This window comes from Pelomonas dachongensis (assembly GCF_043555865.1).
Lineage (GTDB): Bacteria > Pseudomonadota > Gammaproteobacteria > Burkholderiales > Burkholderiaceae_C > Pelomonas > Pelomonas dachongensis.
Genome location: NZ_JBIGHY010000006.1, coordinates 256,180 through 280,263, shown reverse-complemented (window position 1 = coordinate 280,263; position 24,084 = coordinate 256,180). Strand labels below are relative to the sequence as shown.

The following is a 24,084-nucleotide window of genomic DNA, read 5'->3' as shown; positions in this document are numbered from 1 at the left end:
GATCTTCCCCGACCTCCGTGCCTGGCCAATCGTCATGAAACAGCCCTCCCCGACCGCCGCGACCGGCAAGCGCCCATTGACGCTGCTCGAACTCAACGAGCTGAACTTCGACATCGTGCGCCGCTACACGCAGCAGTTCCCCGCACGCTTCCCCAACTTCGAGCGCCTGCTGCGCATTGAGTACCGGGAGACCTCGTCGGAGGACAGCTACGAGAAGCTCGAGCCTTGGATCCAGTGGGTCTCGGCCCATTCGGGGATGACGGCCGACGAGCATGGCGTCTTCCGTCTCGGGGACGCGGTCAACACCGACTTCCCGCAGCTGCTGGGCACGCTGGAGCGCCACGGCGTCTCGGTCGGCGGCGTGTCCCCGATGAACATGTCCAACCAGACGCGTGCGCCGGCCTACTTCATCCCGGACCCGTGGACGCAGACGCCCACTGACGGTTCCACCTGGAGCGCGCGCATCTGGGACGCGATCTCGCAGGCGGTCAACGATAACGCCCAGAGCCGACTGACGCCGTCCACCGTGGCCTGGCTGGCGCTGGCGTTCGCGCGCTTCGCGAGCTGGCGCAACCTGGGCCTTTACAAGTCGCTGCTCTCCCGCGCGCGCGGGGCACCGTGGCGCAAGGCGCTGTTCCTCGACGCCTTCCTCGACGACGTGCATGCCGGCCTGCTGCGCGCCAAACGGCCGCAGTTCACCGTCCTGTTCCTGAACGCCGGGGCTCATATCCAGCACCACTACCTGTTCAATGCCCGCGGCCTGGAGCAAAACCGGCTGAGCAATCCAAGCTGGTACGTAAGCCCCGACGTGGACCCCTTCGGCGAGATGCTCGAGGTTTACGACCGCGTCCTGGGACGCCACCTCGACGAGTCGCGCGACCTGATCGTCGCGACCGGGCTGTCGCAGGTCCCCTATGACAGGGTCAAGTTCTACTACCGGTTGAAGAACCACAAGGCCTTCCTCTCCCGCCTGAGTGTGCCGTTCACGCAGGCCCTGCCGCGGATGACGCGGGATTTCCTGGTTGAGTGCGCCGACGAGGCGCAGGCGGCCGAGGCTGCCCAGCGGCTGGCCGCCGTGCGCGCAGTGTCGGACGACCAGGCGATCTTCGGCGACATCGATCCGCGCGGCACCAGCCTCTTTGTCACGCTGACCTATCCAAAGGAGATCTCGGTAGGTTTCAAAATCAAGGACGGCAACGGCCGGACCTGGGACTTCCACGACGACGTGGCCTTTGTCGCTATCAAGAACGGCATGCACAGTGGCCGCGGCTTCAGCTTCTTCCGCGGCGACATCGCGCGTCACGCGCCGGCCTCCGGCGCTCACGTGAAGGCCCTGCACGACACGGTTATGCGTCACTTCGGCGCGCCGATCTCGCGGCCCGCCTCGCTTTCCGGGAAGAGCGCTTGAAGGTCCTGATCGTTAGCCACTACTTCTGGCCCGAGTCCTTCCGCATCAACGATATGGCGGCAGAGCTGGTTGCGCAGGGTTGCGAGGTCACCGTCCTGACCGGCCAGCCCAACTATCCCGACGGCGACATCTTTCCCGGTTATCGGGCCCTCTCGATCCGGCGCGAGCGCCATCCGGCCGGCTTTGATGTCGTGCGAGTGCCCAGCCATCCGCGCCGGCGCGGCAACGCCTCGAACTTGGCTCGCAACTACCTCGCCAGCATCGTCAACATGGCGGTGCTCGGCCCGTATCTGCTGCGCGGCAGGCGGTATGACGTAGTCTTCGTGTACGCCACTTCGCCGGTTCTCCATGCACTGTCGGCGCATGTCGTCGCGACGATCCAGCGCGCGAAGTTGGTCACCTGGGTGCAGGACCTGTGGCCTGAGAGCCTTGAGGTGACTGGCTTTGTCCGCAATCCGCAGGTCCTGGGCGCCGTGCGCCGGCTGGTGTCTTGGATCTATCGCCGCAACGATCTGCTGCTGGCTCAGTCGGAGGCCTTCGCCCGGACAATTCGGGCCATGGCGGGCGACACGCCGGTAAAGTACTACCCCAATCCGGGCGAGGCTGCCTTCAGCGCGCCGCCGGATCGGTCGCAACCGCCGGCGCTGACGCTCAAGCCGGGCTTCAACGTGGTCTTCGCGGGCAACCTCGGCACCGTGCAGTCGCTGGACACGGTCATCGATGCCGCCGAGCTGCTGCGCAACCGTCCCGGGCTCCGCTTCGTGTTGGTGGGTAGCGGCAGCCGGCTGGAATGGCTCAAGGAACAAGTCGCGGCCAGGCGCCTCGAGAACGTGGAACTCCCGGGCCGTTTCCCGGTGACCGCGATGCCGGCTCTGTTCGAACAGGCCTCGGCGCTGATGGTCAGCCTGGTACCCAGTCCCATCATGGACCAAACCATCCCAAGCAAGGTCCAGGCCTACCTGGCCGCCGGCAGGCCGGTGATTGCGTCGCTGAACGGCGAAGGCGCCCGCGTCATTGAGGAAGCCGGCGCGGGCATCGCCTGCCGGGCGGGCGATGCCGCCGCGCTGGCGCAGGCCGTGCTGGACCTGGCTGACATGCCAGCCGATCGCCGGCAGGTGCTCGGCGACGCCGCGCGTCGCTTCTACGACAATCACTTCGAACCCGCGATGCTGTCCCGACGCCTGATCGGGATGTTCGAGGAACTGACACGCGCCGCGCCGCTCTCAGCCGCGACGCGCCTGAAAGACTGACTCATGTTCGAGCCCACCCCCACCAAGGTCCTCGTCATCGGCGCCTCTGGCATGCTCGGCAATGCCATGCTACGGGTGTTCGCCGAGAGCGAAGGCTACCGCACCTTCGGCTCCGCGCGCTCCGCCGCGCTGCTGCGCAAGCTGCCTGCGGCGCTGCATCCGCACATCGTCACCGGTGTCGATGTCGACAACGCCGACAGCCTGGCGCGCCTTCTCGCCGTCACGCGGCCGAACGTCGTCATCAACTGTGTCGGCCTGATCAAGCAGTTGGCCGAGGCCGAGGACCCGCTCGCTGCGATCCCGATCAATGCGCTGCTGCCCCACCGGCTGGCGCGGCTGTGCGACGTGGCCGGCGCCCGCCTGATCCACATGAGCACCGACTGCGTCTTCTCCGGCAAGACCGGCGGCTACCACGAGAGTGACACGCCCGACGCGACCGACCTCTACGGTCGCAGCAAGCTGATGGGAGAAGTGGACTACCCCAACGCCATTACGCTGCGCACGTCCATCATCGGCCACGAGCTCGACAGCGCAAACGGTCTCGTGGGCTGGTTCCTTTCGCAGAGCGGCACGGTCAAGGGCTTCACCCGTGCAATCTTCTCGGGGCTGCCGACTGTGGAGCTGGCTCGCGTGATCCGCGACCACGTGCTGCCGCAGCCTGCGCTGCGCGGCCTGTACCACGTGTCGGCCGCGCCCATTGACAAGCACGCGCTGCTGACTCTCGTCGGCCAAGCCTACGGCCGCGACATCGTCATCACGCCGGACGATCGCCTCGTGATCGATCGTTCGCTCGACTCCTCCCGCTTCCGTGAGGCCACCGGCTACCAGCCGCCGGCCTGGCCCGAACTCGTGCAGCGCATGCGCGCGTTCGGCTGAGACACGCTTCCACCGACGACCCGGTTTCCGATCATGTTCAAAGACAAGACCCTCCTCATCACCGGTGGCACCGGCAGCTTCGGCAACGCTGTGCTGCAGCGCTTCCTGCACTCTGACTTCGCGGAGATCCGCATCTTCTCGCGCGACGAGAAGAAGCAGGAGGACATGCGCATCGCGTTGAAGAACGACAAGGTGAAGTTCTACATAGGCGACGTGCGTGACTACGACGCGGTCCACGACGCGCTGCGCGGCGTCGACTACGTCTTCCACGCGGCCGCGCTCAAGCAGGTGCCGTCCTGCGAGTTCTACCCGATGGAAGCGGTGCGCACCAACATCGTCGGAGCCGAGAACGTCATCCGCGCCGCGATCGCCAACGAAGTCAGCCGCTGCGTCGTGCTGAGCACGGACAAGGCGGTCTATCCGATCAACGCCATGGGCATGTCCAAGGCGATGATGGAGAAGGTGATGGTCGCCAAGTCGCGTCTGTGCGACCCCGGTAAGACTGTCCTGAGCGCCACTCGATACGGCAACGTGATGGCCTCGCGCGGGTCGGTGATCCCCTTGTTCCTGGACCAGCTCCGTGCCGGCAAGCAGCTGACCGTGACGGATCCGGCGATGACCCGCTTCCTGATGTCCCTGGACGAGTCCGTGGACCTGGTGCTGTACGCCTTCGAGCATGCGCGCCCCGGCGACATCTTTGTGCAGAAGGCGCCCGCCTCCACAGTGGGCGACCTGGCGCAGGCGTTGCGCGAACTGCTCAAGGCTCAGTCGGAGGTCAAAGTGATCGGCACGCGCCACGGCGAGAAGCTGTACGAGTCGCTGGTGTCGCGCGAGGAGATGGCTCGCGCCGAGGACCTGGGCGGCTACTACCGCATCCCGGCCGACTCCCGCGACCTGAATTACGACAAGTACTTTGTGCAGGGCGAGACCGAGATCTCGCGCATCGAGGACTACACCTCACACAACACGCACCGCCTGAACGTTAAGCAAGTGAAGGAAGTGCTGATGAAGCTCGAAATAGTGCAGGAGGCCGTCCGTGTTTAAGGTGATGACTGTAGTCGGCACTCGACCGGAGATCATCAGATTGTCGCGGACCATCGACAAGCTGGACCGCTTCTGCGAACACGTGCTGGTACACACCGGCCAGAACTACGACTACGAGCTCAACGAAGTCTTCTTCAGCGACCTCGGCATACGCAAGCCGGACCACTTTCTGGAAGCTGCCGGCGGCACGGCGGCCGAAACGATCGCTCAGGTCATCATGAACGTCGACAAGGTGATCGAGCAAACGCGGCCGGACGCGCTGCTGATCCTGGGTGACACCAACAGCTGCCTGGCCGCGATCGCCGCGAAGCGCCGAAAGGTGCCGATCTTCCACATGGAGGCCGGCAACCGCTGCTTCGACTTCCGCGTGCCCGAGGAGATCAACCGCCGCATCGTCGACCACACCTCCGACATCAACCTGACCTACAGCCAGATCGCGCGCGATTACCTATTGCGGGAGAACCTGCCGCCCGACCAGGTCATCTGCACCGGCAGCCCGATGCGCGAGGTGATCGAGTTCTACCGCGACGGCATCGAGGCCTCCGACGTGCTAGCACGCCAGGGCCTGGAAGCCGGCAAGTACTTCGTCGTCAGCGCGCATCGCGAGGAGAATGTCGACTCGGCCGAGAACCTGCAGCGTCTGCTGGCGGTGCTGAACACGCTGGCCGACCGCTACGACGAACCGATGATCGTCTCCACCCACCCGCGCACGCGCAAGCGGCTGGAGCAGCTCGGCGACGCCGTGAAGGTGCACCCGCGGGTGCAGTTCATGAAGCCCTTCGGCTTCCTGGACTACATACACCTGCAGACCCGCGCCCGCGCGGTGCTGTCGGACAGCGGCACGATTACCGAAGAATCGTCGATCCTGAACTTCCCAGCCCTGAACCTGCGCGAGGTTCATGAGCGCCCAGAGGGCGTCGAGGAAGCTGCGGTCATGATGGTCGGCCTGGACGTTGATCGCGTCTTGGATGGACTGCGCATACTCCAGGACCAACCACGCGGCGACGAGCGACTGCTGCGCTTGGTGGCCGATTACGCGCCAGCCAATGTCTCAGACAAGGTGCTGCGGATCATCGTCAGCTACACCGACTTCGTGAACCGAAAGGTCTGGAAGAAGGCCTCTGGCTGATCGCCCCGAATGGCAATGGAGAGGGGGCCGAACCGGCCCCTCACCGCCGCTCACCTTTGATCGCTCATCCTGGACAGCGGTAGCTCAACGGCAGCTTCGCCAGAAAGGCGCGGGTAGTCGAGCCTTCACCGGCAAGTCTGCCCGACTCGAGCACCTCTAGCAGCACTGACACCGCCTCGTCGTCGATCACATTGTCGCCCAGCAGGGCAATCCGTAGCGCTGCGATCCGGGTGGGCAATGTGGTGTCCTCGTCGCCTAGAAGTTCCTCGTATAGCTTCTCACCCGGGCGCAGTCCAGAGAACTCGATACCAATCTCACGCAGGTCTTTGCCGCTCATCCGGATCATGGTCCGGGCCAGATCAACGATTTTCACCGGCTCGCCCATGTCGAGCACGAACACCTGGCCCGAGTCCCCGATCGCGCCCGCCTGCACCACCAACCTCGCGGCCTCCGGAATCGTCATGAAGTAGCGCGTGATGTCCGGATGCGTGACCGTCACCGGCCCGCCCTTCGCGATCTGTTCCTTGAACTTCGGGATCACACTCCCGCTAGACCCCAGCACATTGCCGAAGCGCACCGCCATAAACTTAGTCGCATGGCCTTGACGCGCCATGTGGCTGATCACCAGTTCTGCCGCACGCTTGGTCGCCCCCATCACGTTGGTCGGATTGACGGCCTTGTCCGTCGAGATCAGTACGAAGCGCTCGACCCCGTGCTCCGCCGACGCCAGGCACGCGTGATATGTCCCCAGCGTGTTGTTCCGCAACGCCGCCCAAGCGTTCTCCTCCTCCATCAACGGCACATGCTTGTAGGCCGCCGCATGGAACACGATCTGCGGTTTGTATTTGCCGAAAACATGGCGTAAGTGCTCCAGATCCTTCACGTCGCCGATCAGGCGCACCAGCGGGATGTGCGGGAACTTCTCGCCCAGTTCCTGCTCGATCGTGTACAGCGCGAACTCGCTCAGTTCGTACAGCACGATCTTGGACGGGCCGTAGCGTGCCACCTGCCGGCACAGCTCGGAGCCGATGGAACCGCCCGCGCCAGTGATCAGCACGACCTTGTCGTTGAGACATTCGCTGATGCCACCCTCGTCCAGCTCGACCGGCTCGCGGCCCAGCAGATCCTCGGGTTCGATGTCTCGCACCTGGTCCACGTGACGGCCGGCCAGCAGCTCCTGGCTGGTGGGCACGGTCAGCAAGGGCAGGCCAGCCTGGCCGGCCAGGTCCAGTGCACGTCGTCGTTGCGCAGTGGTCGCCGCCGGCATCGCGACGACGATGTGGGTGATGCCGTGCAGTTCCGCAAAGCGCGGGGCCTCCTCGAGTGTGCCCAGCACCGGCACGCCGGCGACGCGGGCGCCGCGTTTCTCGGGCGCGTCGTCGAGAAAACCGACCACCACCCAGCCCTGGCTGTGCTGGATGCCGGCCACCAGCAACCGGCCGGCGTCTCCTGCGCCCATCACCAGCGCGCGCCGCTGCTCCTGGGCGCTGCCGCTGATGCGGCTGCGCATGTGCTCGTAGAGCATGCGGTAGCCCATGCGCATCATCGCCAGCGCCATCAGCGTGAAGACCGGATGCAGCGCCAGCACGGCGCGCGGCACCTTGGTCAGCTGAGCCATCAGCACCACGACGGCCACGGTCAGGCCAGCAGCCACGCAGACGACGGCCAGCCGCTTGATCTCACCGAAGCCGCTGAAGCGCCACATGCCCTTGGGCACCTTCAGCAGCTTCAACAGCAGCGCGTAGACGGCGACGACACCCAGCAGCACCCAGGCGTCGTAGTCGGGCCGGGCGCTGAACCAGCGTTCGAAGCCGAGGCGGAACAGGTAGGTGGCCTGCCAAGCCACGGCCACGGCCACCATGTCCAGTGCGAGCGCCAGCGCTTCGCGGTGGGGGCGGATGCGCGTCAGCCAGGCATCCAGGGACAACCAGTTCATCGTCAGGCTCTCAGTTCTTCAGCGCGCCCAGCGTGGCCAGGATCAGCCGCACATCGCCCATCAAACTGGCGCTGCGCACGTAGTCGGCCGCCAGCCGCAGCTTGGTCGGCAGCACGACTTCCACGTACTCGCGCTCGGGGTCAGCGGCTTTGGCGAGCAGCTCACTCTCATTGCGAAAGCGCAGCGAGGCCGGATCGGTGATGCCCGGCCGCACCGACAGCACCACCTCGCGCAGCTCGGCCGGGTACAGCGCCACGTAGCGCGGCACCTCGGGCCGCGGGCCGACCAGGCTCATCGCGCCGCGCAGCACGTCCCACAGCTGGGGCAGTTCGTCGAGCTTGGTGGCGCGCAGCAAACGGCCAGCGCGGGTGATGCGCGGGTCCGCGCCGACGGTGATCTGCGCACCCGCCGAAGTTCGCATCGTTCGGAACTTGTGGATGGTGAAGGGCACGCCGAAGCGGCCTACGCGCGTCTGGCGAAACAGCACCGGGCCTGGCGAGTCGATCCGGACCCAGACGGCCGCAGCCAGCAGCAGCGGCGACAGCAGCAGCAGGCCCAGCCCCGCGCAGATCACGTCGAACAAGCGCTTGGCCAAGGCAGGCTCAGGCCAGCAGACCGCGTACGGCCGCGACGACGCGCTCGACATCGGCGTCACTCATCGCCGTGTACAGCGGCAGGCTGACCGTGCGCTCGAACGCCTTCTGCGACTGCGGGAACTGCTCCGGCGTGAGCGCGTAGCGGTCACGCCAGTAGGGGTGCAGGTGCAGCGGCACGTAGTGCACGCTGCAGCCGATGCCGGCCGCGTACATGCCTTCGATGAAGGCGTCGCGCGTGATGGGCGCGTCGTCGGACAGTCTCACCGCATACAGGTGCCACGCGTGCGTGTCGCCTTCGGGGGCGTCCGGCGGCAGGATCAGCGGCAGGTCGGCAAAGGCCTCGTTGAATCGGTCGGCAATCTGCTCGCGGCGCGCCTGGAAGGCCGGCAGGCGCTTCAGCTGGTGCAGCCCCAGCGCCGCCGCGATGTCGGTCAGGTTGTACTTGAAGCCCGGCGCCACGATCTCGTAGTACCAGCTCGGCACCTTCGCCGTGAAGCGGTCGAAAGCGTCGCGGCTCATGCCGTGCAGGCGCATCACGCGGGCGCGCTTGGCCAACTCCGGGTTGCGCGTCACCAGCATGCCGCCCTCGCCCGTCGTCATGGTCTTGTTGGCGTAGAAGCTGAACACCGTGGCATCGCTGCCCAGCGTGCCGATCAGCTCCTTTTCCAGCGTGGTCGGCAACGCGTGCGCCGCGTCCTCGACGACACGCAGGCCGTGGCGGCGGGCGATGTCGAGGATGGCCAGCATGTCAACCGCCAGCCCGGCGTAGTGGACCGGCAGGATGGCCCTGGTCTTCGGCGTGATCGCGGCCTCGATGGCGGCGATGTCGATGTTCAGTGTCGCTGGGTCGATGTCGACCAGCTTCACGTCGGCGCCCAGATAGCGCACGACCTCGGCCGTGGCGGTGAACGTGTGGGTCGTCGTGATGACTTCGTCGCCCGGGCCCAGGCCGATGGCCTCCAGCGCCAGGTGCAGGCCGGCGGTCGCCGAGTTGACGGCGATGCATTCGATCTGCGGGTCACCGAGAAAATCGGCGAAGGCCTGCTCGAAGCGCTTGGCCTTGGGGCCGGTCGTGATCCAGCCGGATTTCAGCGTGTCGACGACCTCGGCGATCTCGTCGTCACCCATGTCGGGCAGGGCGAAGGGCAGGAACGGAAGAAGGGGCTGGGCGCTCATCGGGCGGGATTTTCGGTCATCGGGGCTTGGCGATCGTCACGAGGCGGCGAGCTTCGTCATCAGGCCAGTGTGACGAGATGCTCGGGCCGCGCGCCGGGTACCGCGTGCAGCGGGATGCCACGGTCGAAGGTGACCAAGCGAAGGCCGTGGCGCACCGCAAGCGCGAGCAGATAGGCGTACGTGAGCTGGCGCGAGCCGGTGATGTGGCTCCAGTTCAGCACACCGGGGTCCAGCAAGCTGAAATCGTCGGCGTAAAAGCGGTGCATCTCGTGGTTGGTCGCCTCGGCCAGACGCTCGCGTACCGCATTGGGCGTCTGCGCGTTGGGATGGCCGGGGCGGCTGAGGATGCGCAGGCAGCCGTTCTGCGTCAACGGGCAAGACGCCCAGCCGCCGTCCCAATGGCCAGCCAGCCACTGCATCGCGGTGTGATGGTGAACGTGGGCCTGATCCTGCAGGGCCAGCAGGACGTTGACGTCAAGCAGTGCGCGCAACGTCAAACGCCCTCCTCGTCGCGCAGCCGGTTGAGGATGTCGTTGGTCACCACCGCGCCCGGTTTGGCTGCAAACGGCCTGAAGCCGGGCACCGAATAACGTGGCGCGTCTTCAGCCACACCCCGCGCAGTCAAGGCCTGCCGCAGCAGGCGGGACACCACGGCACCGGCCGTCGTGCCTTCGTGACGCGCGAGTTCCTTCGTCGCCGCCAGCAAGTCATCGTCGATATCAAGTGTGGTGCGCATAGCAATACATCTGATGCAGTGATGCGCTGATGTTAACGCTCAATCAAAATCAGGCGGTGCGTGCGCAGCAACGGGATGAGATTGAACACGGGGTAGGCAAGCGGAAAAGCGCGCGCCAACGGCGGCGCCAGGGTCACTCGGCGGTCCGTGAAGCGGCCCAGCGGAAAGAGCTGTCGCACGCGCGCCAGCGGCACGCCGCGCACGTCGGGATTGCGCGGGTTGTCGACGGTGAAGTCGTACCAGACGACGGCACCTCCGGGCTTCAGCCAGCGCCACATCGCGTCCGCCACGCGCTGCTGCAAGGCATCGTCGAGGATGGACGAGAACACGGTGGACTGCAGCACCAGGTCCTGGCTGGCGGTCGGCACGTCAGCGGCGGCAGCATCGCCGGCCAGCAGGCGCACGCTTTCCGGCAGCGCGGCGCGGGCGGCGGTCAGGCGCTCGGGCAGCAGCTCAATGCCGGTCAGATGCGCCGGCTGGAGGCCCAGGCGCAGCAAGTCCATCAGGTTGCCACCGGCGCCGCAACCGACTTCCGTGGCTCGCCAATCGGCTGGCACGCCAGGCCGCAGCGCCAGCAGACGCAGCAGCACGCGCTGGCGCTCCTGCCACATCTGCCAGACCTCCGGGCGCAGCAGGCTGTAGCGATCACCGGTATCGCGGCGGGCGTAGCGCTGAGCGATCTGGTCCAGTTCGCTCATTGCAGGGCGTGGATGAAGCGTGCGGCCAGCACGGGATAAGCGTGGTGCGCCATCGCGAAGGCGCGGCCACGCTGGCCCATGGCCGCGCGTTCGGCGGGCGATAGCGCCGCGAGCGTCAGCAGGCCGTCGGCCACGGCCTGCGGGTCCTCGGGTGCCACGGTCAGCCCCGCACCGGCTTCGGCGACCGGGTCGTTGCCCGCCTCGACCGAATGCAGCACGGCGCGGCCGGCCATCAGGTAGTCGATCAGCTTGTTGGGCGCGATGCCGAAGCGGTAGATGGGTGTGCGCTGCCAGCCGATGTAGGCGATGTCGAAGTGGCCCAGCAGCGTCGGGATCTGGAGCTTGGGGATGGGCGCGAAGAAGCGCACGTTCGCCAGCCCCTCGGCTGCGGCGCGCTCAGCCAGACGCGTGGCCTCATGGCCGCTGCCAACCAGCACGAAGCTCAACGGCGCGCCCTTCACGCGGGCGGCGGCATCCAGCAGCACGTCGAGCGCGTTCGGCAGGCCCATGGAGCCGGCATAGCCGACGATCACGCGGCCGGCGGCGCGCTCGGCATCCAGATGCGCCTGCAGCGTCGCGCCCAGCGGCTGCGACTCGCCTTGCCACTCCTCGGGCGCAAAGCCGTTGGGCACGACGTGCAGCTTCTTCAGGTCCAGGCCGCGCGATGCCATGTGCTCATGCACGCAGGGCAGCATGGAGATCACGCGGTCGGCGTCGCGGTACGCATCAGCCTCGGCCTTGCCGCACATCAGCACGAACGGGTGCCGCGGCGACATGCCGGACAGCTCGATCAGCGACAGCGGCCACAGGTCGTGCACCTCGTAGACCAGCTTGGCCTTGGCGAGCTTGGCCAGCTTCCTGGCCACCCACACGTCCATCGGGTAGGTGCTGGACGCGATGACCGCATCGGGCCGGAACTCGCGCGTCAGCCGCCACGCGTCAGCGCGCAGCTGGCGCAGGAAGCTCAGGATGTTGCGCAGCCGGCCCACGCCGTTGCCCTGGTAGGTGGGCGTGGGCAGCCAGCGGTAGCGGATGCCGTCGATGATCTCCTCGACGGGCTGGCCCGGCACCACCGGCTGCACGGCCCGCACATGCGAATGACTGGCCGCGACGATGGTGACCTCGTGCCCCGCCCGCACCCACTCGCGGGCCAGGTAGTAAGGCCGGAACTCCATGCCATGGTGCGGCGAGCCGGCGTAGTGGTTGACGAGCAGCAGCTTCATGTCGACAGCTCGCGCAGGCGGGTCAGGAAACGCTGCACATGCGGCTCGAACAGGCCGTTCGCGGCCACCCAGTCGCGATTGGCGATGGCGAGCTTCGCTGTGTCCAGCGTCGCCATGCGGGCCGGCAGGTCGTCCAGCGCGCCGTCGGTGTCCGACACGATCAGCCCGCGGGCCGAATCGCCGATCAACTCGCGGTTTGCCGGCAGCTCGGACAGCAGCGGCACGCAGCCGTGCGCCATCGCCTCCAGCACCGACACGGAGACCGAATCGCTTTGCGGCAGGCTCAGGAACCATGTCGAGCGGGCGTAGTGCGCGGCCTGCGCTGCAGCATCCAGGAGGCCGACGAAGCTGACCCGATCCGCCAGTCCACGTGTGGCCACATCGGCCTGCAGCGCAGCGCGCAGCGAGCCATCGTTGGCCACCACCAGCCGCGCATCGGGCTGCACCCCCGCGATGCGCGCAAACGCCTCGATGACCCGTTGCGGCCGGTAAATGGGCTCCAGCCCGCGGTTGGCAAAGCACAGCCACGGCTGCTTCTTCACGTTTTGCTTGGGCATGGCCTCCAGGCCGAAGGGGAAGGTCATCACCTCGCGCGCGCCCAGTTCGCGCATGCGCTCGGTCATGTGCTGTGAGTCCGACGTCGTGACCGCGCACTCGCGCAGCGCCTTCTTCGTCAGCCAGCGCCAGGCACCACCGCGCTGCGGCGTGACGAGGATGTCGCTGCCCCATGCCGAACCGGCGATCTGCGCGCGCAGCCGCCAGCCCAGCCGGGCCGCCCAGGCCAGCGTGCCGTGAGAGGTCAGGTAGTGGGCGTGCAGCCAGTCGGCGTCCACCTGCGCCAGCCACGCGCCCACGCGGGGCAACGTCTTCACCAACGCGACGTTGCCGCCGCCATGGTCGGGCGCCAGGTTCAGCGCCAGCCGCTGTGCATCCGGCAGCAGCAGCTCCCAGCCCGGCGCGAAACCGCGCGACGAGATGGCGTACAGCCGCACGCGCGGCTGCAGCATGCGCGCCCATTTCAGCAGGTGCGGGCTTTCGCCGTCGCCGATCAACACCAGTTTCAAAGTCAGGTCCTCACAACGGCAGGCGGCACCGCGCCCCGATACAGCCAGGCCAGATAGGCCGCGAAGTACAGCGGCATCACGATCGACACGGCGCCCAGCGCCTCGGTGACCGGCCGCCCCGACGCCAGCATGGCGGCCAGCGCCAGCGCATACAAGGCGTTGCCCACCAGGCTGAAGGCCAGCGCGCCGGTCTGGCGCTGCGTCACCATGGGCGCGACGGTCAGCGGCGCACAGACGAAGTGTGCCGCGACATACGGCGCCATCCAGCGCGCGTACTCGCCCGCAGGCGCCCAGTCGGCGCCCAGCGCCCAGCCGAACAGCGTGGGCCCCACCAGCGCCAGCAACACTGCGCCCCCGATGGCCGGCAACAGCAGGCCGCGCATCGCACGGGCCAGCGTGGGTTGCAGGCTGCGCCCCTCACGCCAGTCCTCGGCCAGCCGCGACAGCAGCGCCTCCGACAACGCGCCGCCCACAAGCGTGGCGGGCGCCTTCACCAGCCTCACCATGACCGCATACCAGCCGGCCGCGGCCAGGCCGGCATAGGCTGCGATCAGCGACAGCGCGATGGCTTCCTGCAGCCCGTTGACGAAGGCGTGAGGGCTGTTCACGAGCGGGAACTGGCGGTAGCGCCAGGCCAGCGACCGCACCCGCCGCCAGCGCCGCCGCGCGGCCACCGCCGTGCGGGCGACGCGCAGCCGCAGGGCCTGCCCGCGCCACCACAGCCAGAGCGGCGGCAGCAGCAGGGACAGCAGCTGCGCGCCCACCAGCGCCGCGGCCGTCAGCCAGCCGGCCGCCACGGCGGCCAGCTGGGCCAGGGCCATCACGACTTGCTGGCCCACGCGCGCCTGAGCAATCGCGGCGAATCGTCCATGGCGGTTGTTCCACAGTGCCAGGCCCTGCTGCAGGCCCAGCAGGCCCACGGCGAGCGCCAGCGGCAGCGCGTAATCCTGCAGCCAGCCGACCTGCGCCCAGCGCCCGCTCAGGGCGCCACCGGGCAACGCGGCCAGCCCCCAGGCCAGCAAGGCCGTCACCCCCGTGGCCGCGAGCGCGAGGGCCAACGACAGCGCCAGCAGCAAGCCGGCTTCGCCGCGCCGACGGGGCAGTGGGATGGCGTACTCGTAGCGCGCATTGGCCACCACTGCCAGGCTGGCGACGATGGCGGCGAACCAGGCCCACTGGCCCAGCACCTCGGCGCCGAAGGTGCGCGTCAGCAGCGGCGCCATGGCCATCGGCAGTGCCTGGCTGATGGCCGAGGCGGCGGCCAGCTGCGCGAAACGCTGGCGCAGGCTCATGCCGACAGCCGCCGCTGCAGCGCCTGCCGGTGCCGATCGCTCAGGCCGGCATGCAGGCCCAGCGGCAGATTGCCAACGCTGTCCGCCGTCGCCTCGCCCACCGGGCAATCCCCGGTGCAATAGCCGTAGCGAAGGCTGCCCCGTGGGTGCACGACGTCGTCGAACCAGCAGCCCAGCTCGATGTCGTCGACTGCCAGCAGCGCGGCAAACGCTTCCCGGCTCAGGCCGGCGGGCAGCCGCACCGGATAGCGCAGCAGTACATCGCCGGCCCCGCGCTCGGGGCGCAGCGCGGCGGGCACCAGCGTGTCATACACCTGGGCCTGCGCGCGGCGAGCGGCCCAGACCTCGGCCGCTCGGCAGGCTTGGCGGTCGCCCAGCGCGGCCGACCAGGGATGCAGCCCCAGGCGGTAGTCCGGCCTCGCGCTGCCCTGCAGCTCGCCCGCCGGTGTGTCGGCCACGACGCCCAGACGCCGCGTCGGCGCGCGCAGCAACTGCTTGATGCCGCGCAGCCAGGGCGCGGGCAGCGCCTGCACCAGGCGGTGCCAGGCCAGCGTCAGCGCCTGTTTTGCGACGACGCTGGCAGCGGGTGCATGCAGCGGGGGAGATTGCCAGACGGCTTCAGTGTTGACCAGCAGCGCGCCCCCCAATCCGGTGGACAGCGGCTTGGAGTACTCGAAGCTGAAGAAGGCGGCATGCCCCAGCGTGCCGACCATGCGGCCATCGGCGTCGCGGCTGCCCCAGGCATGCGCGGCGTCCTCGACGAACACGACCCGCGGGAAGCGCTCGCGCAGCCCGGCGATGCCGGCCATGCACAGGCCGAAGTTGTGCGGCAGCACCACCAGCCGGGTCTGGGGGCCGATGGCTGCCGCCACGGCCGCGGCATCGGGATTGAAGCCGCCGGGGGCGATGTCCACGTAGCGCACCGCCAGGCCCAGATGCTCGAAGACATTGGGCACCACGGCGCAGGTGTAGCCCGGCAGCAGTACCTCGGCGTCTGAAGGCAGACCCAGGCTGGCGACGTAGGCATGCAGCGCCGCGCGGCCGCTGCCGAACAGGTGCACGCGCGCCGGCTCCACCCCCAGCGACGCCGCAAAGCGGGCTCGGAAGTCCTTCAGGCTGGCGTCGCCCCGCCGCAGCCAGCGCCAGGTGGCCATCGGGAAGTCCAGCCAGCGCAGCGCCGTCGCCGCGTGGGACTTCATGAGGCGGCCGCCGGATGTCGCAGCGGCCGCAGCGGCCTCGCCGGGCAGCCGCCATAGACCCAGCCGGACGCCAACCGCCCGCTGACCACCGCATGCGCGGCGACCACGACGTGGTCGTCGATCACCGCGCCCGGCAGCACCGTGACGCGGGCACCGATGAAGACGTTGGAGCCGATGCGCACCGGCGCCCGCCGGTACTGCGTGCGGAACAGCCCGTCCGGGCCCGCGTCGTTGGACTCGCAGAACAGCATCAGGCCGGGGCCGATGGCGACGTCGTCGCCGATGTCCAGCGTCTGCCCGCCCACCAGCACATAGGCGCCCGGCGCCAGGTGGCTGTCGCGGCCGATCCGAAAGCGCCCGTCGCCGGTGGCCAGCAGTTGCACGTCGCGATACAGCACGCTGCGCGCGCCCAGCGCGCTGCCAGCACCAAAACGCAGGCGCACGCCGCCATGCACGGCCGCACCCTGCCCGACGGCCAGCCCGCGCAGCCGCCACAGCAACGCACGCAGGCGGGCGGCAGCAGCCTCGATGCGATACGGCCAGAGCGCCATCAGCGCGGCACCCGCGTCGCGTGGCGGCACGGCAGGCAAGCAGGGGCGGCAGCGGGTCGCGACATGGCGGAGGGAAGGGGCGAAGGGTGGTTGGCGCCGCATCGTGAGGCGGGATGCGGGCGCAGGCGGGTGACGGATTCTAAAATCGCGGATTCACCAAGGCCCGCAATGACTCAAGCCACTCCGACCCCCGCCCTCCCCGCTCAGGCAGACGACAACCAACTGATCGCCGAGCGCCGCGGCAAACTGGCCGCGCTGCGGGCCGCCACAGCGGTGCCCTTCCCCAACGATTTCAAGCCCCAGCACCGGGCGCTGCCGCTGCAAACGCAGTACGGCGAGATGCCCAACGAGGAGCTGGAGCCGCAGGCCGTCAAGGTCAGCGTGGCCGGCCGCATGATGCTCAAGCGCATGATGGGCAAGGCGAGCTTTTGCACGCTGCAGGACGCCACCGGCCGCATCCAGCTGCGCGTGACCATCGACAACGTCGGCCCCGAGGTCTACGACGCCTTCAAGCACTGGGACCTGGGCGACATCCTGGGCGCCGAAGGCACGCTGATGCGCACCAAGACCGGCGAGCTGTCCGTTGCCGTGACCACGCTGCGCCTGCTGACCAAGAGCCTGCGCCCGCTGCCGGACAAGTTCCACGGCATGACCGACCAGGAGCAGAAGTACCGCCAGCGCTACGTCGACCTGATCACTGACGAGGAGGCCCGCAAGCGCTTTGTCGCGCGCAGCCAGGGCGTGTCCGCCATCCGCAGCTTCATGGTGGACCACGGCTTCCTGGAAGTGGAAACGCCCATGCTCCACCCCATCCCGGGCGGCGCCAATGCCAAGCCGTTCGTGACGCACCACAACGCGCTGGACCAGGAGATGTTCCTGCGCATCGCGCCCGAGCTGTACCTGAAGCGCCTGGTGGTGGGCGGCTTCGAGCGCGTGTTCGAGATCAACCGCAACTTCCGCAACGAAGGCATCTCGGTCCGCCACAACCCCGAGTTCACGATGATGGAGTTCTATGCGGCCTACTGGACGCATCACGACATCATGGACTTCACCGAAGCCGTGCTGCGCCACGCGGCCATCGCCGCGACCGGCAGCGCCGCGCTGACCTATGCCGGCAAGCCGGTGGCGCTGGACAAGCCGTTCACGCGCCTGTCGGTGCGCGACTCGCTGATCCAGTTCGCCGGCCTGACGGGCGAGGAGGCCGACAACCCCGAGGTGCTGCGCGCGAAGATCATTGCCGCAGGTGAACAAGCGCCCGCCCGGTGGAGCCTGGCCGAGCTGCAGTTCGGCCTGTTCGAGGCCGTGGTCGAAGAAAAGCTCTGGGAGCCCACCTTCATCATCGACTATCCGGTCGAGGTCTCGCCGCTGGCCCGCGCGTCGGACGCCGACCCCAAGATCACCGAGCGATTCGAGCTGTTCATCACCGGCCGCGAGTACGCCAACGGGTTCTCGGAGCTGAACGACGCCGAGGACCAGGCAGCGCGCTTCCAGGCTCAGGTCGCCAACAAGGACGACGGCGACGAGGAGGCGATGTACTTCGACGCCGACTTCATCCGCGCGCTGGAGTACGGCATGCCCCCGACGGGTGGCTGCGGCATCGGCATCGACCGGCTGATGATGCTGATCACCGACTCGCCGTCGATCCGCGACGTGATCCTCTTCCCGGCCTTGCGCCGGGAGTCCTGATCCTTCCGGCCTTGCGCCGGGAATCGTGATCCCTGCGGCGCTGCCCTGGGAAGCCTGACCTTCAGCGCTTTTCCAGCGCCTTGATCCGGGCCCACAACTGGGCTTTGGACAGCGTCGTCATCTGCATCGCCCCCATGCAGGCATCGAGCCGGTGGGGGCGCTCGCGCAAGTCTTGCACCGCCTTGTTCAGGCTGGTTTCGACGCTGTCCCCGTAGGCTTGGGCCGCTTTCTCGATGGCCGCGCGCAGCAGTGACCGATCCGGCTGCATCATGGCCAGATCGATGAGGTCGCGGCTGAAGACGCCGTCATCACGCCAGCGATCGGTCAGGGGCAGCAGTTTGGTGGCCGCCAAGTCCAGTGGCATCAGGCCGGCCACGCCTGCGATGACGTCACTCGGCCCGGGTCGGTCGAAGGAGATGCGCGCTTCCAGCACGATCTCGAACTTGATGGGCACCCCGCCCTCACCCACCAGCGTGCGCAGGCCGTACTGGTCGGCGCGCAGGTCGCGCACCGGCCTCAGCGCGGCGCCGGGCCGAGTGATGGCCGCCAATCCCGCCGGGCCGCCCATGACCCCTCGGCGGCCACCTCTAGTCTCTCCATAGGGGGGAAAGGACCGAGAAGGACTACACCGTTGCCCATGGTCACCGATGGCTCGCCGCGCTCGATGCGATGCAGGGTCACACGCGACAAGCCAGCGGCCTCGGCCGCATGGGTCGCCGAAACCCTCTGGCGCTGGCGCTGCGCGCGGATACGCGCGCCGAGTTCGGTCAACTGGGCGTTGACCGCCAGACTGCTGAATGGCGCTTTGGATGGCTTATGAATCTCATTTCAGTCAAATCATAGAAATTGAACAGAATGAGAAACACAGGGAGCACCATCCAAACATCACCCCATGTGCAGGCCGCCGTTGCAGGAGAAGTCCGCGCCGGTTGTGAAGCCGCTGTCCTCACCAGCCAGCCAGGTCACCACCGAGCCGATTTCCTCGGGTGTGCCCAGGCGCTTGACTGGAATGGTCGCGACGATCTTTTCCAGGATCTCGGGCTTGATGGCCTTGACCATGTCCGTGCCGATGTAGCCGGGGCTCACGGTGTTGACCGTCACCCCCTTGGCCGCCATTTCCTGGGCGAGGGCCATCGTGAAGCCGTGCATGCCGGCCTTGGCGGCGGAGTAGTTGGTCTGGCCGGCCTGGCCCTTCTCGCCGTTGACCGAACTGATCTGGATGATGCGGCCCCAGCCCTTCTCCACCATGCCCGGCACGACCTGCTTGGTCACGTTGAACATGGAGTTCAGGTTGGTGTCGATGACGGCCTTCCAGTCCTCCGGCGTCATCTTCAGGAACATGCGGTCGCGCGTGATGCCGGCGTTGTTGACCAGCACGTCGATGACGCCATGCTCATGCACGGCCTTGGTGAAGGCTTGGACGGTGGAGTCCCAGTCGGCCACGTTGCCGACCGACGCGTGGAAGCTGTAGCCCAGGGCTTTCTGTTCGTCCAGCCACTTCTGGTAGTCGCGGCTCGGCCCGCAACCGGCAATGACCTTGAAGCCGGCCTTGGCGAGCTTCTGGCAGATGGCGGTACCGATGCCACCCATGCCGCCCGTGACGTAGGCAACTTTCTGGCTCATTGGATGTCTCCTGTTGTGGTGAATGAGGGTATCAGCGCTCGACGGTCAGGGCCACGCCCATGCCGCCGCCGATGCACAGCGAGGCGATGCCCTTCTTGGCGTCGCGCTTGACCATCTCGTGCAGCAGCGTGACGAGCACGCGGCAGCCACTGGCCCCGATCGGGTGGCCCAGCGCGATGGCGCCGCCATTGACGTTGACCTTGCTCGTGTCCCAGCCCATCTCGTTGTGCACGGCGCAGGCCTGGGCCGCAAAGGCTTCGTTGATCTCCAGCAGGTCCAGGTCGGCGGCCTTCCAGCCGGCGCGCGCCAGGGCCTTCTGTGCGGCGGGCACGGGCCCCATGCCCATGAACGCCGGGTCCAGGCCGGCGGACGCGTACGACGCGATGCGCGCCAGCGGCGTCAGGCCCAGGGCGGCGGCCTTGGCAGCGGTCATGACCATCACGCCGGCCGCGCCATCGTTCAGGCCGGACGCGTTGCCGGCGGTCACGCTGCCGGCTTTGTCGAAGGCGGGACGCAGCCCAGCCAGCGCTTCGGCGGTGGACTTGCGGTTGATGAACTCGTCGGCGGCGAAGACGACCGGGTCGCCCTTCTTCTGCGGGATGGTGAACGGCACGATCTCGTCCTTGAAGCGGCCGGCTTCCTGCGCGGCGGCCGCCTTCTGCTGCGAGCCCAGCGCGAGCGCGTCCTGCTGCTCGCGGGTGATGCCGTACTTCTTGGCGACGTTCTCGGCGGTGATGCCCATGTGGTACTGGTTGTACACGTCCCACAGGCCGTCGGTGATCATGGTGTCCACCAGTTTCCAGTCGCCCATGCGCTGGCCGTCACGCGAGCCGGGCAGCACGTGCGGGCTCAGGCTCATGCTCTCCTGCCCGCCGGCGATGACGATGTCGCTGTCACCGTCACGGATGGCTTGCGCAGCCAGCATCACGGCCTTCAGGCCCGAGCCGCAGACCTTGTTGATGGTCATGGCCGGCACGGCGTTCGGCAGGCCCGATTTGATGACCGCCTGGCGGGCGGGGTTCTGGCCCACGCCGGCCGTCAGCACCTGGCCCAGGATGACCTCGTTGATCTGCTCGCCCGCCAGCCCGGTGCGGCGCAGCAGGTCCTGGATGACGGCCGCGCCCAGCTCGCTGGCGGGCGTCTTGGCGAGCGTGCCGCCGAACTTGCCGATGGCGGTGCGCGCGGCGGCGACGATGACGATGTCTTGTTGGCTCATGGTGTCTCCTAGGAAATGATCAGGCTTTGACCTTGACGTAACGACCGGGCGCGGGCTCGATCGCCTTGAACTTGCGGCTGCCGGGCGCCTTGGGCGCGGCCTTGGCCGCACCGGCGTGCGAGGCCAGCCAGGCGGACCAGTCGGGCCACCAGCTGCCGGCGTGCTCGGTGGCGCCGGCCAGCCAGGCATCGGCGTCTGCCGGCAGCGCGGCACCCTTGCCAATCCAATGGCTGCGCTTGGGCGGCTTGCCGGGCTTGGGCGGCGGGTTGATGACGCCGGCGATGTGACCCGACGCGCCCAGCACGAAGCGCTTCTTGCCCTTCATCAGCTGCGTGCTGCGGTAGGCGGCGTGCCAGGGCACGATGTGGTCCTCGCGCGAGCCGTAGATGTAGACCGGCGCCTCGATGAGGGTCAGGTCCAGCTTCTCGCCGCAGACGGTCAGCCGGCCCGGCGCTTTCAGCTCGTTTTGCAGGTAGGTGTGGCGCAGGTACCAGCAGTACATCGGCCCCGGCAGATTGGTCGAGTCGCCGTTCCAGTACAGCAGGTCGAACGGCGGCGGCGCCTCCCCCTTCAGGTAGTTGCCAACGACGTAGTTCCACACCAGGTCGTTGGGCCGCAGGAAGCTGAACGTGGTGGCCAGCTCCTGGCCGTGCAGCAGCTGCGGGCCCTTGGGCGCGTCGGGTCCGATGGTCGCCTCGCGAAGCCGCACGCTGGCCTCGTCGACGAAGATGTCCAGCACGCCGTTGTCCTCGAAGTCCAGCAGCGTGGTCAGCAGCGTCAGGCTCGCCGCGGCCTGTTCCCCGCGCGCGGCCAGCACGGCCAGGCCGGTGGCCAGCAGCGTGCCGCCGACGCAGAAGCCCAGCGTGTTGATCTGGGCCTGACCCGAGATGTCCTGCGCCACGCGAACGGCCTGGATGGCCCCCTGCTCGACATAGTCGTCCCAGCCCAGGTGCTTCACGGACTCGTCCGGGTTGCGCCAGCTGACGACGAACACCCGGTTGCCCTCGGCCACCGCGTAGCGGATCAGCGAGTTGTCCGGCTGCAGGTCCAGGATGTAGTACTTGTTGATGCAGGGCGGCACCATCAGCAGCGGGCGCGCCTTCACCTGCGCGGTCAGCGGCGCGTACTCGATGAGCTGGAACAGGTCGTTCTCGTAGACGACGTGGCCGGCTGTCGTGGCCACGTTCTTGCCCACCTCGAAGGCGCTCTCGTCGGTTTGCGACACATGGCCGCGCTGCAAGTCGCCCCACAGCTGCTGCAGGCCGCGCGTCAGCGTCTCGCCCTGGCTGTCCAGCGCCAGCTTCTGTGCCTCGGGGTTCAGCGCCAGGTAGTTGCTGGGCGACACGGCGTCAACGAACTGCTGCACCGCGAAGCGGATGCGCGCCTTGGTCTTGTCGTCGGCTTCCACGGCCGCGGCCATCTGCTGCAGCGTGCGGCCGTTGAGCAGGTAGAGCTGGGTCATGAAATGGGTCGCCGGGCTGGAGCGCCATTCGGGCGCGGCGAAGCGGCGGTCGCCGAGTGCCGGAGCCTCTGCCTGGCCCAGCGAGGCGTTCCACAGCGCGGTGGCCTGCTGCAGGTAGCCGGCCTGCAGCTCGGCGAGCGTCAGCGGAGAGATCTGCGGCAGCTGCGCCACCTGCTGCATCAGGTCCGAAAAGACCTGCCCGTCCGCCGGGGGCGGTGCATCATTCTTCTTGCGAGTAGCCATGAATCTCCTGGAACTCTCCGTCGAGCCGGTCTTGCGAAAGACCATTGCAATAAGCTTGCCACATCCCGGCAGCAGCGGTGGTTGTACCCGCATGTGCCGACATGCCAATGACAAAGGTCAACAGACCCTCATGTACCTCATCGCCATCGCCTGGGCCTATGTTGCATTGATGATGGCCGCCGCCGAAGCGATCAGCCCGCAGGGCACGCTGTTCGGCGCGTTCGTCACGCTGATGCTGTACGGCGTGCTGCCGCTGGGCCTGCTGCTCTACATCCTGGGTACGCCGGGGCGCAGGCGCAGGCGACAGGCCGCGGAACTAGCGGCCCAGGCTGACGCAGGCGGCCATGCGCCCCCGGGGCCGGCCCAGGGACTCGCCCCGGAACGAGAAGAAACGTGAATCATCGGTCAGCGTGCACCAGCCGCCGCCGCTGATTCGGGTGACACCGGCGGCCATCAGCCGTTCGCGAGCCAGCAAGGTCAGGTCCGCGCGCCAGCGAGGCTGCGGATTGGGCCGGTACAGAAAGCCGGGCTGGTCGTGCGCCATCGGCTCGCGGCCGAAGGCAGTCACCACCTCGGGTCCGACCTCGAAGGCCTCGGGGCCGATGCAGGCGCCCAGCCACGCCTGCACGTCGCGCGGCGCGCAGCCGCTGGCGTCGCACAGCGCGGCGACCGTGCGCTCCAGCACGCCTGCGGCCAGGCCGCGCCAGCCCGCATGCGCGCCCGCCACGCCACCGGGTGCGCTCAACAGCACCGGCAGGCAGTCGGCCACCAGGATGGCGACGGCCAGCTCGGGGTCGGTGGACACGGCAGCATCCGCGGAGGGCGCGTTGTCGTCGTGCCAGTCACGCTGCAGCCGCACCACGTCGGCACCGTGGACCTGGTCCAGGAAGATGGGCCGCGCGCCCAGCAGCCGCTGCAACTCGGCGCGGTGGGCGCGAACCTCGTCGGCGTCGCCCGATTTGCGGCCGCAGTTGAAGCCACGCGTGGTCATGAAGGCGCGGCGATCCGGCCAGTCCGGCCGCAGCCAGTTCGCATCAACCGGCATCGGGGCAGGCCTCGGGACGGGTGTCCGCAAACGCCGGCAGCGCCAGGCAGGCGGCGTTGATGCGCATGACGGTCGGGTAGGCGTCCAGCGGGCATTCGAAGCGCTGCGCGTTGTAGACCTGCGGCACCAGCAGGCAGTCGGCCAGGCCGGGTGAATCGCCGAAGCAGAAGGTCCCTGCGGTCTGCGCCAGCCGCTGCTCGACGATGGCCAGCCCGGTCGCCACCCAGTGGCGGTACCAACCGTCGACCTGCGCCTGCTCGTGGCCCAGGTCGCTCTTCAGATAGCGCAGCACGCGCAGGTTGTTGATCGGGTGGATGTCGCAGGCGATGTCCATGGCCAGCGCGCGCACCTGGGCGCGCTCGAACGGGTCGCGCGGCAACAGCGGCGGCGCGGGATGGGTCTCGTCCAGGTACTCCAGGATGGCCAGCGACTGGCTCAGCCAGTGGCCGTCGTCCAGCTCCAGCGCCGGCACCAGGTGCGACACCTGCCGCTGCGCGAAGGCGCCGGCGAACTGTTCGTTCTTCTGCAGGTGGACGGACACGTAGTCGGCGCTCAAGCCCTTCAGCGCGAGGCCGATGCGCACGCGCCACGAGGCGCTGGAGCGGAAGTAGTTGTGCAGCTTCATGGCTGT

25 protein-coding genes are annotated in these 24,084 nt (G+C 68.1%); 7 read left to right on the top strand and 18 right to left on the bottom strand.

What is annotated here, in order from left to right; all coding sequences use genetic code 11:
- Positions 1 to 34: 34 nt before the first annotated feature.
- The 5 genes from ACG02S_RS17780 to wecB are packed head-to-tail and all read left to right on the top strand — an operon-like array spanning position 35 to position 5,707.
- Positions 35 to 1,408 carry a hypothetical protein gene (locus ACG02S_RS17780; protein ID WP_394471813.1) on the top strand — a complete coding sequence of 458 codons (1,374 nt, stop codon included), beginning with the start codon at positions 35 to 37 and terminating at the stop codon, positions 1,406 to 1,408.
- On the top strand, positions 1,405 to 2,658 hold the full coding sequence (locus tag ACG02S_RS17775) for a glycosyltransferase family 4 protein (protein ID WP_394471812.1): 1,254 nt from the start codon (positions 1,405 to 1,407) through the stop codon (positions 2,656 to 2,658). The genes ACG02S_RS17780 and ACG02S_RS17775 overlap by 4 nt, the downstream gene beginning before the upstream one ends.
- 3 nt (positions 2,659 to 2,661) lie before the next feature.
- Entirely contained in the window at positions 2,662 to 3,534 is an 873-nt protein-coding gene (locus tag ACG02S_RS17770) for a dTDP-4-dehydrorhamnose reductase family protein (protein ID WP_394471811.1), read from the top strand.
- A 33-nt stretch (positions 3,535 to 3,567) separates the two neighbouring features.
- The gene (locus ACG02S_RS17765; RefSeq protein WP_394471810.1) at positions 3,568 to 4,578 is read left to right on the top strand and encodes a polysaccharide biosynthesis protein; all 1,011 of its coding nucleotides are present in this window, start codon (positions 3,568 to 3,570) and stop codon (positions 4,576 to 4,578) included.
- Between the two features lie 4 nt (positions 4,579 to 4,582).
- On the top strand, positions 4,583 to 5,707 hold the full coding sequence (wecB, locus tag ACG02S_RS17760; RefSeq protein ID WP_394471900.1) for a non-hydrolyzing UDP-N-acetylglucosamine 2-epimerase: 1,125 nt from the start codon (positions 4,583 to 4,585) through the stop codon (positions 5,705 to 5,707).
- 64 nt (positions 5,708 to 5,771) lie between these two features.
- Here wecB and ACG02S_RS17755 read toward each other — a convergent pair whose 3' ends face one another.
- From ACG02S_RS17755 to ACG02S_RS17705, 11 genes are read right to left on the bottom strand one after another with little or no spacing between them, the layout of a single operon-like run.
- A complete protein-coding gene (locus ACG02S_RS17755; RefSeq protein WP_394471809.1) occupies positions 5,772 to 7,643 on the bottom strand; it encodes a polysaccharide biosynthesis protein in 1,872 nt (623 codons plus the stop codon).
- A 10-nt stretch (positions 7,644 to 7,653) separates the two neighbouring features.
- Positions 7,654 to 8,238, bottom strand: coding sequence for a sugar transferase (locus ACG02S_RS17750; protein ID WP_394471808.1), 585 nt, complete (start codon positions 8,236 to 8,238; stop codon positions 7,654 to 7,656).
- A 7-nt stretch (positions 8,239 to 8,245) separates the two neighbouring features.
- The gene (locus ACG02S_RS17745) at positions 8,246 to 9,415 is read right to left on the bottom strand and encodes a DegT/DnrJ/EryC1/StrS family aminotransferase (protein WP_394471807.1); all 1,170 of its coding nucleotides are present in this window, start codon (positions 9,413 to 9,415) and stop codon (positions 8,246 to 8,248) included.
- 59 nt (positions 9,416 to 9,474) lie between these two features.
- The gene (locus tag ACG02S_RS17740; RefSeq protein WP_394471806.1) at positions 9,475 to 9,906 is read right to left on the bottom strand and encodes a TA system VapC family ribonuclease toxin; all 432 of its coding nucleotides are present in this window, start codon (positions 9,904 to 9,906) and stop codon (positions 9,475 to 9,477) included.
- A 2-nt stretch (positions 9,907 to 9,908) separates the two neighbouring features.
- A complete protein-coding gene (locus ACG02S_RS17735) occupies positions 9,909 to 10,151 on the bottom strand; it encodes a hypothetical protein (RefSeq protein ID WP_394471805.1) in 243 nt (80 codons plus the stop codon).
- Positions 10,152 to 10,183: 32 nt separating this feature from the next.
- Positions 10,184 to 10,849, bottom strand: coding sequence for a class I SAM-dependent methyltransferase (locus ACG02S_RS17730; RefSeq protein ID WP_394471804.1), 666 nt, complete (start codon positions 10,847 to 10,849; stop codon positions 10,184 to 10,186).
- Positions 10,846 to 12,072 (bottom strand): glycosyltransferase family 4 protein, encoded by a 1,227-nt coding sequence (locus tag ACG02S_RS17725; protein WP_394471803.1) that lies wholly within the window; start codon positions 12,070 to 12,072, stop codon positions 10,846 to 10,848. The genes ACG02S_RS17730 and ACG02S_RS17725 overlap by 4 nt, the downstream gene beginning before the upstream one ends.
- Positions 12,069 to 13,127, bottom strand: coding sequence for a glycosyltransferase (locus ACG02S_RS17720; RefSeq protein WP_394471899.1), 1,059 nt, complete (start codon positions 13,125 to 13,127; stop codon positions 12,069 to 12,071). The genes ACG02S_RS17725 and ACG02S_RS17720 overlap by 4 nt, the downstream gene beginning before the upstream one ends.
- Positions 13,128 to 13,138: 11 nt before the next feature.
- Positions 13,139 to 14,428 carry a lipopolysaccharide biosynthesis protein gene (locus ACG02S_RS17715; protein WP_394471802.1) on the bottom strand — a complete coding sequence of 430 codons (1,290 nt, stop codon included), beginning with the start codon at positions 14,426 to 14,428 and terminating at the stop codon, positions 13,139 to 13,141.
- On the bottom strand, positions 14,425 to 15,627 hold the full coding sequence (locus ACG02S_RS17710; RefSeq protein ID WP_394471801.1) for a DegT/DnrJ/EryC1/StrS family aminotransferase: 1,203 nt from the start codon (positions 15,625 to 15,627) through the stop codon (positions 14,425 to 14,427). The genes ACG02S_RS17715 and ACG02S_RS17710 overlap by 4 nt, the downstream gene beginning before the upstream one ends.
- Entirely contained in the window at positions 15,624 to 16,208 is a 585-nt protein-coding gene (locus ACG02S_RS17705; protein WP_394471800.1) for an acyltransferase, read from the bottom strand. Before ACG02S_RS17705 ends, ACG02S_RS17710 begins: the two co-directional genes overlap by 4 nt.
- Before the next feature lie 138 nt (positions 16,209 to 16,346).
- Here ACG02S_RS17705 and lysS point away from each other — a divergent pair, with 138 nt between their 5' ends.
- Positions 16,347 to 17,864 carry a lysine--tRNA ligase gene (gene lysS, locus ACG02S_RS17700; RefSeq protein ID WP_394471799.1) on the top strand — a complete coding sequence of 506 codons (1,518 nt, stop codon included), beginning with the start codon at positions 16,347 to 16,349 and terminating at the stop codon, positions 17,862 to 17,864.
- A gap of 61 nt (positions 17,865 to 17,925) precedes the next feature.
- Here lysS and ACG02S_RS17695 read toward each other — a convergent pair whose 3' ends face one another.
- From ACG02S_RS17695 to phaC, 5 genes are all read right to left on the bottom strand, one after another.
- The gene (locus tag ACG02S_RS17695) at positions 17,926 to 18,432 is read right to left on the bottom strand and encodes a nucleotidyl transferase AbiEii/AbiGii toxin family protein (RefSeq protein ID WP_394471798.1); all 507 of its coding nucleotides are present in this window, start codon (positions 18,430 to 18,432) and stop codon (positions 17,926 to 17,928) included.
- A complete protein-coding gene (locus tag ACG02S_RS17690) occupies positions 18,381 to 18,635 on the bottom strand; it encodes a helix-turn-helix domain-containing protein (RefSeq protein WP_394471797.1) in 255 nt (84 codons plus the stop codon). The genes ACG02S_RS17695 and ACG02S_RS17690 overlap by 52 nt, the downstream gene beginning before the upstream one ends.
- A 114-nt stretch (positions 18,636 to 18,749) precedes the next feature.
- Positions 18,750 to 19,487: an acetoacetyl-CoA reductase gene (gene phbB / locus ACG02S_RS17685; RefSeq protein WP_394471796.1), complete on the bottom strand. Its 738-nt coding sequence runs from the start codon at positions 19,485 to 19,487 to the stop codon at positions 18,750 to 18,752.
- Between the two features lie 31 nt (positions 19,488 to 19,518).
- Positions 19,519 to 20,703, bottom strand: coding sequence for an acetyl-CoA C-acetyltransferase (locus ACG02S_RS17680; RefSeq protein ID WP_394471795.1), 1,185 nt, complete (start codon positions 20,701 to 20,703; stop codon positions 19,519 to 19,521).
- Between the two features lie 19 nt (positions 20,704 to 20,722).
- Positions 20,723 to 22,345, bottom strand: coding sequence for a class I poly(R)-hydroxyalkanoic acid synthase (gene phaC, locus ACG02S_RS17675; RefSeq protein ID WP_394471898.1), 1,623 nt, complete (start codon positions 22,343 to 22,345; stop codon positions 20,723 to 20,725).
- A 61-nt stretch (positions 22,346 to 22,406) separates the two neighbouring features.
- Between phaC and ACG02S_RS17670 the strand changes: the two genes are divergently transcribed.
- The gene (locus tag ACG02S_RS17670) at positions 22,407 to 22,805 is read left to right on the top strand and encodes a hypothetical protein (protein ID WP_394471794.1); all 399 of its coding nucleotides are present in this window, start codon (positions 22,407 to 22,409) and stop codon (positions 22,803 to 22,805) included.
- Here the strand turns inward: ACG02S_RS17670 and ACG02S_RS17665 are convergent.
- Both ACG02S_RS17665 and maiA read right to left on the bottom strand, forming a co-directional pair.
- Positions 22,725 to 23,453: a purine nucleoside phosphorylase YfiH/LACC1 family protein gene (locus ACG02S_RS17665; protein WP_394471793.1), complete on the bottom strand. Its 729-nt coding sequence runs from the start codon at positions 23,451 to 23,453 to the stop codon at positions 22,725 to 22,727. The genes ACG02S_RS17670 and ACG02S_RS17665 overlap by 81 nt on opposite strands.
- On the bottom strand, positions 23,443 to 24,078 hold the full coding sequence (gene maiA, locus ACG02S_RS17660; RefSeq protein WP_394471792.1) for a maleylacetoacetate isomerase: 636 nt from the start codon (positions 24,076 to 24,078) through the stop codon (positions 23,443 to 23,445). Before maiA ends, ACG02S_RS17665 begins: the two co-directional genes overlap by 11 nt.
- Positions 24,079 to 24,084 lie beyond the last annotated feature (6 nt).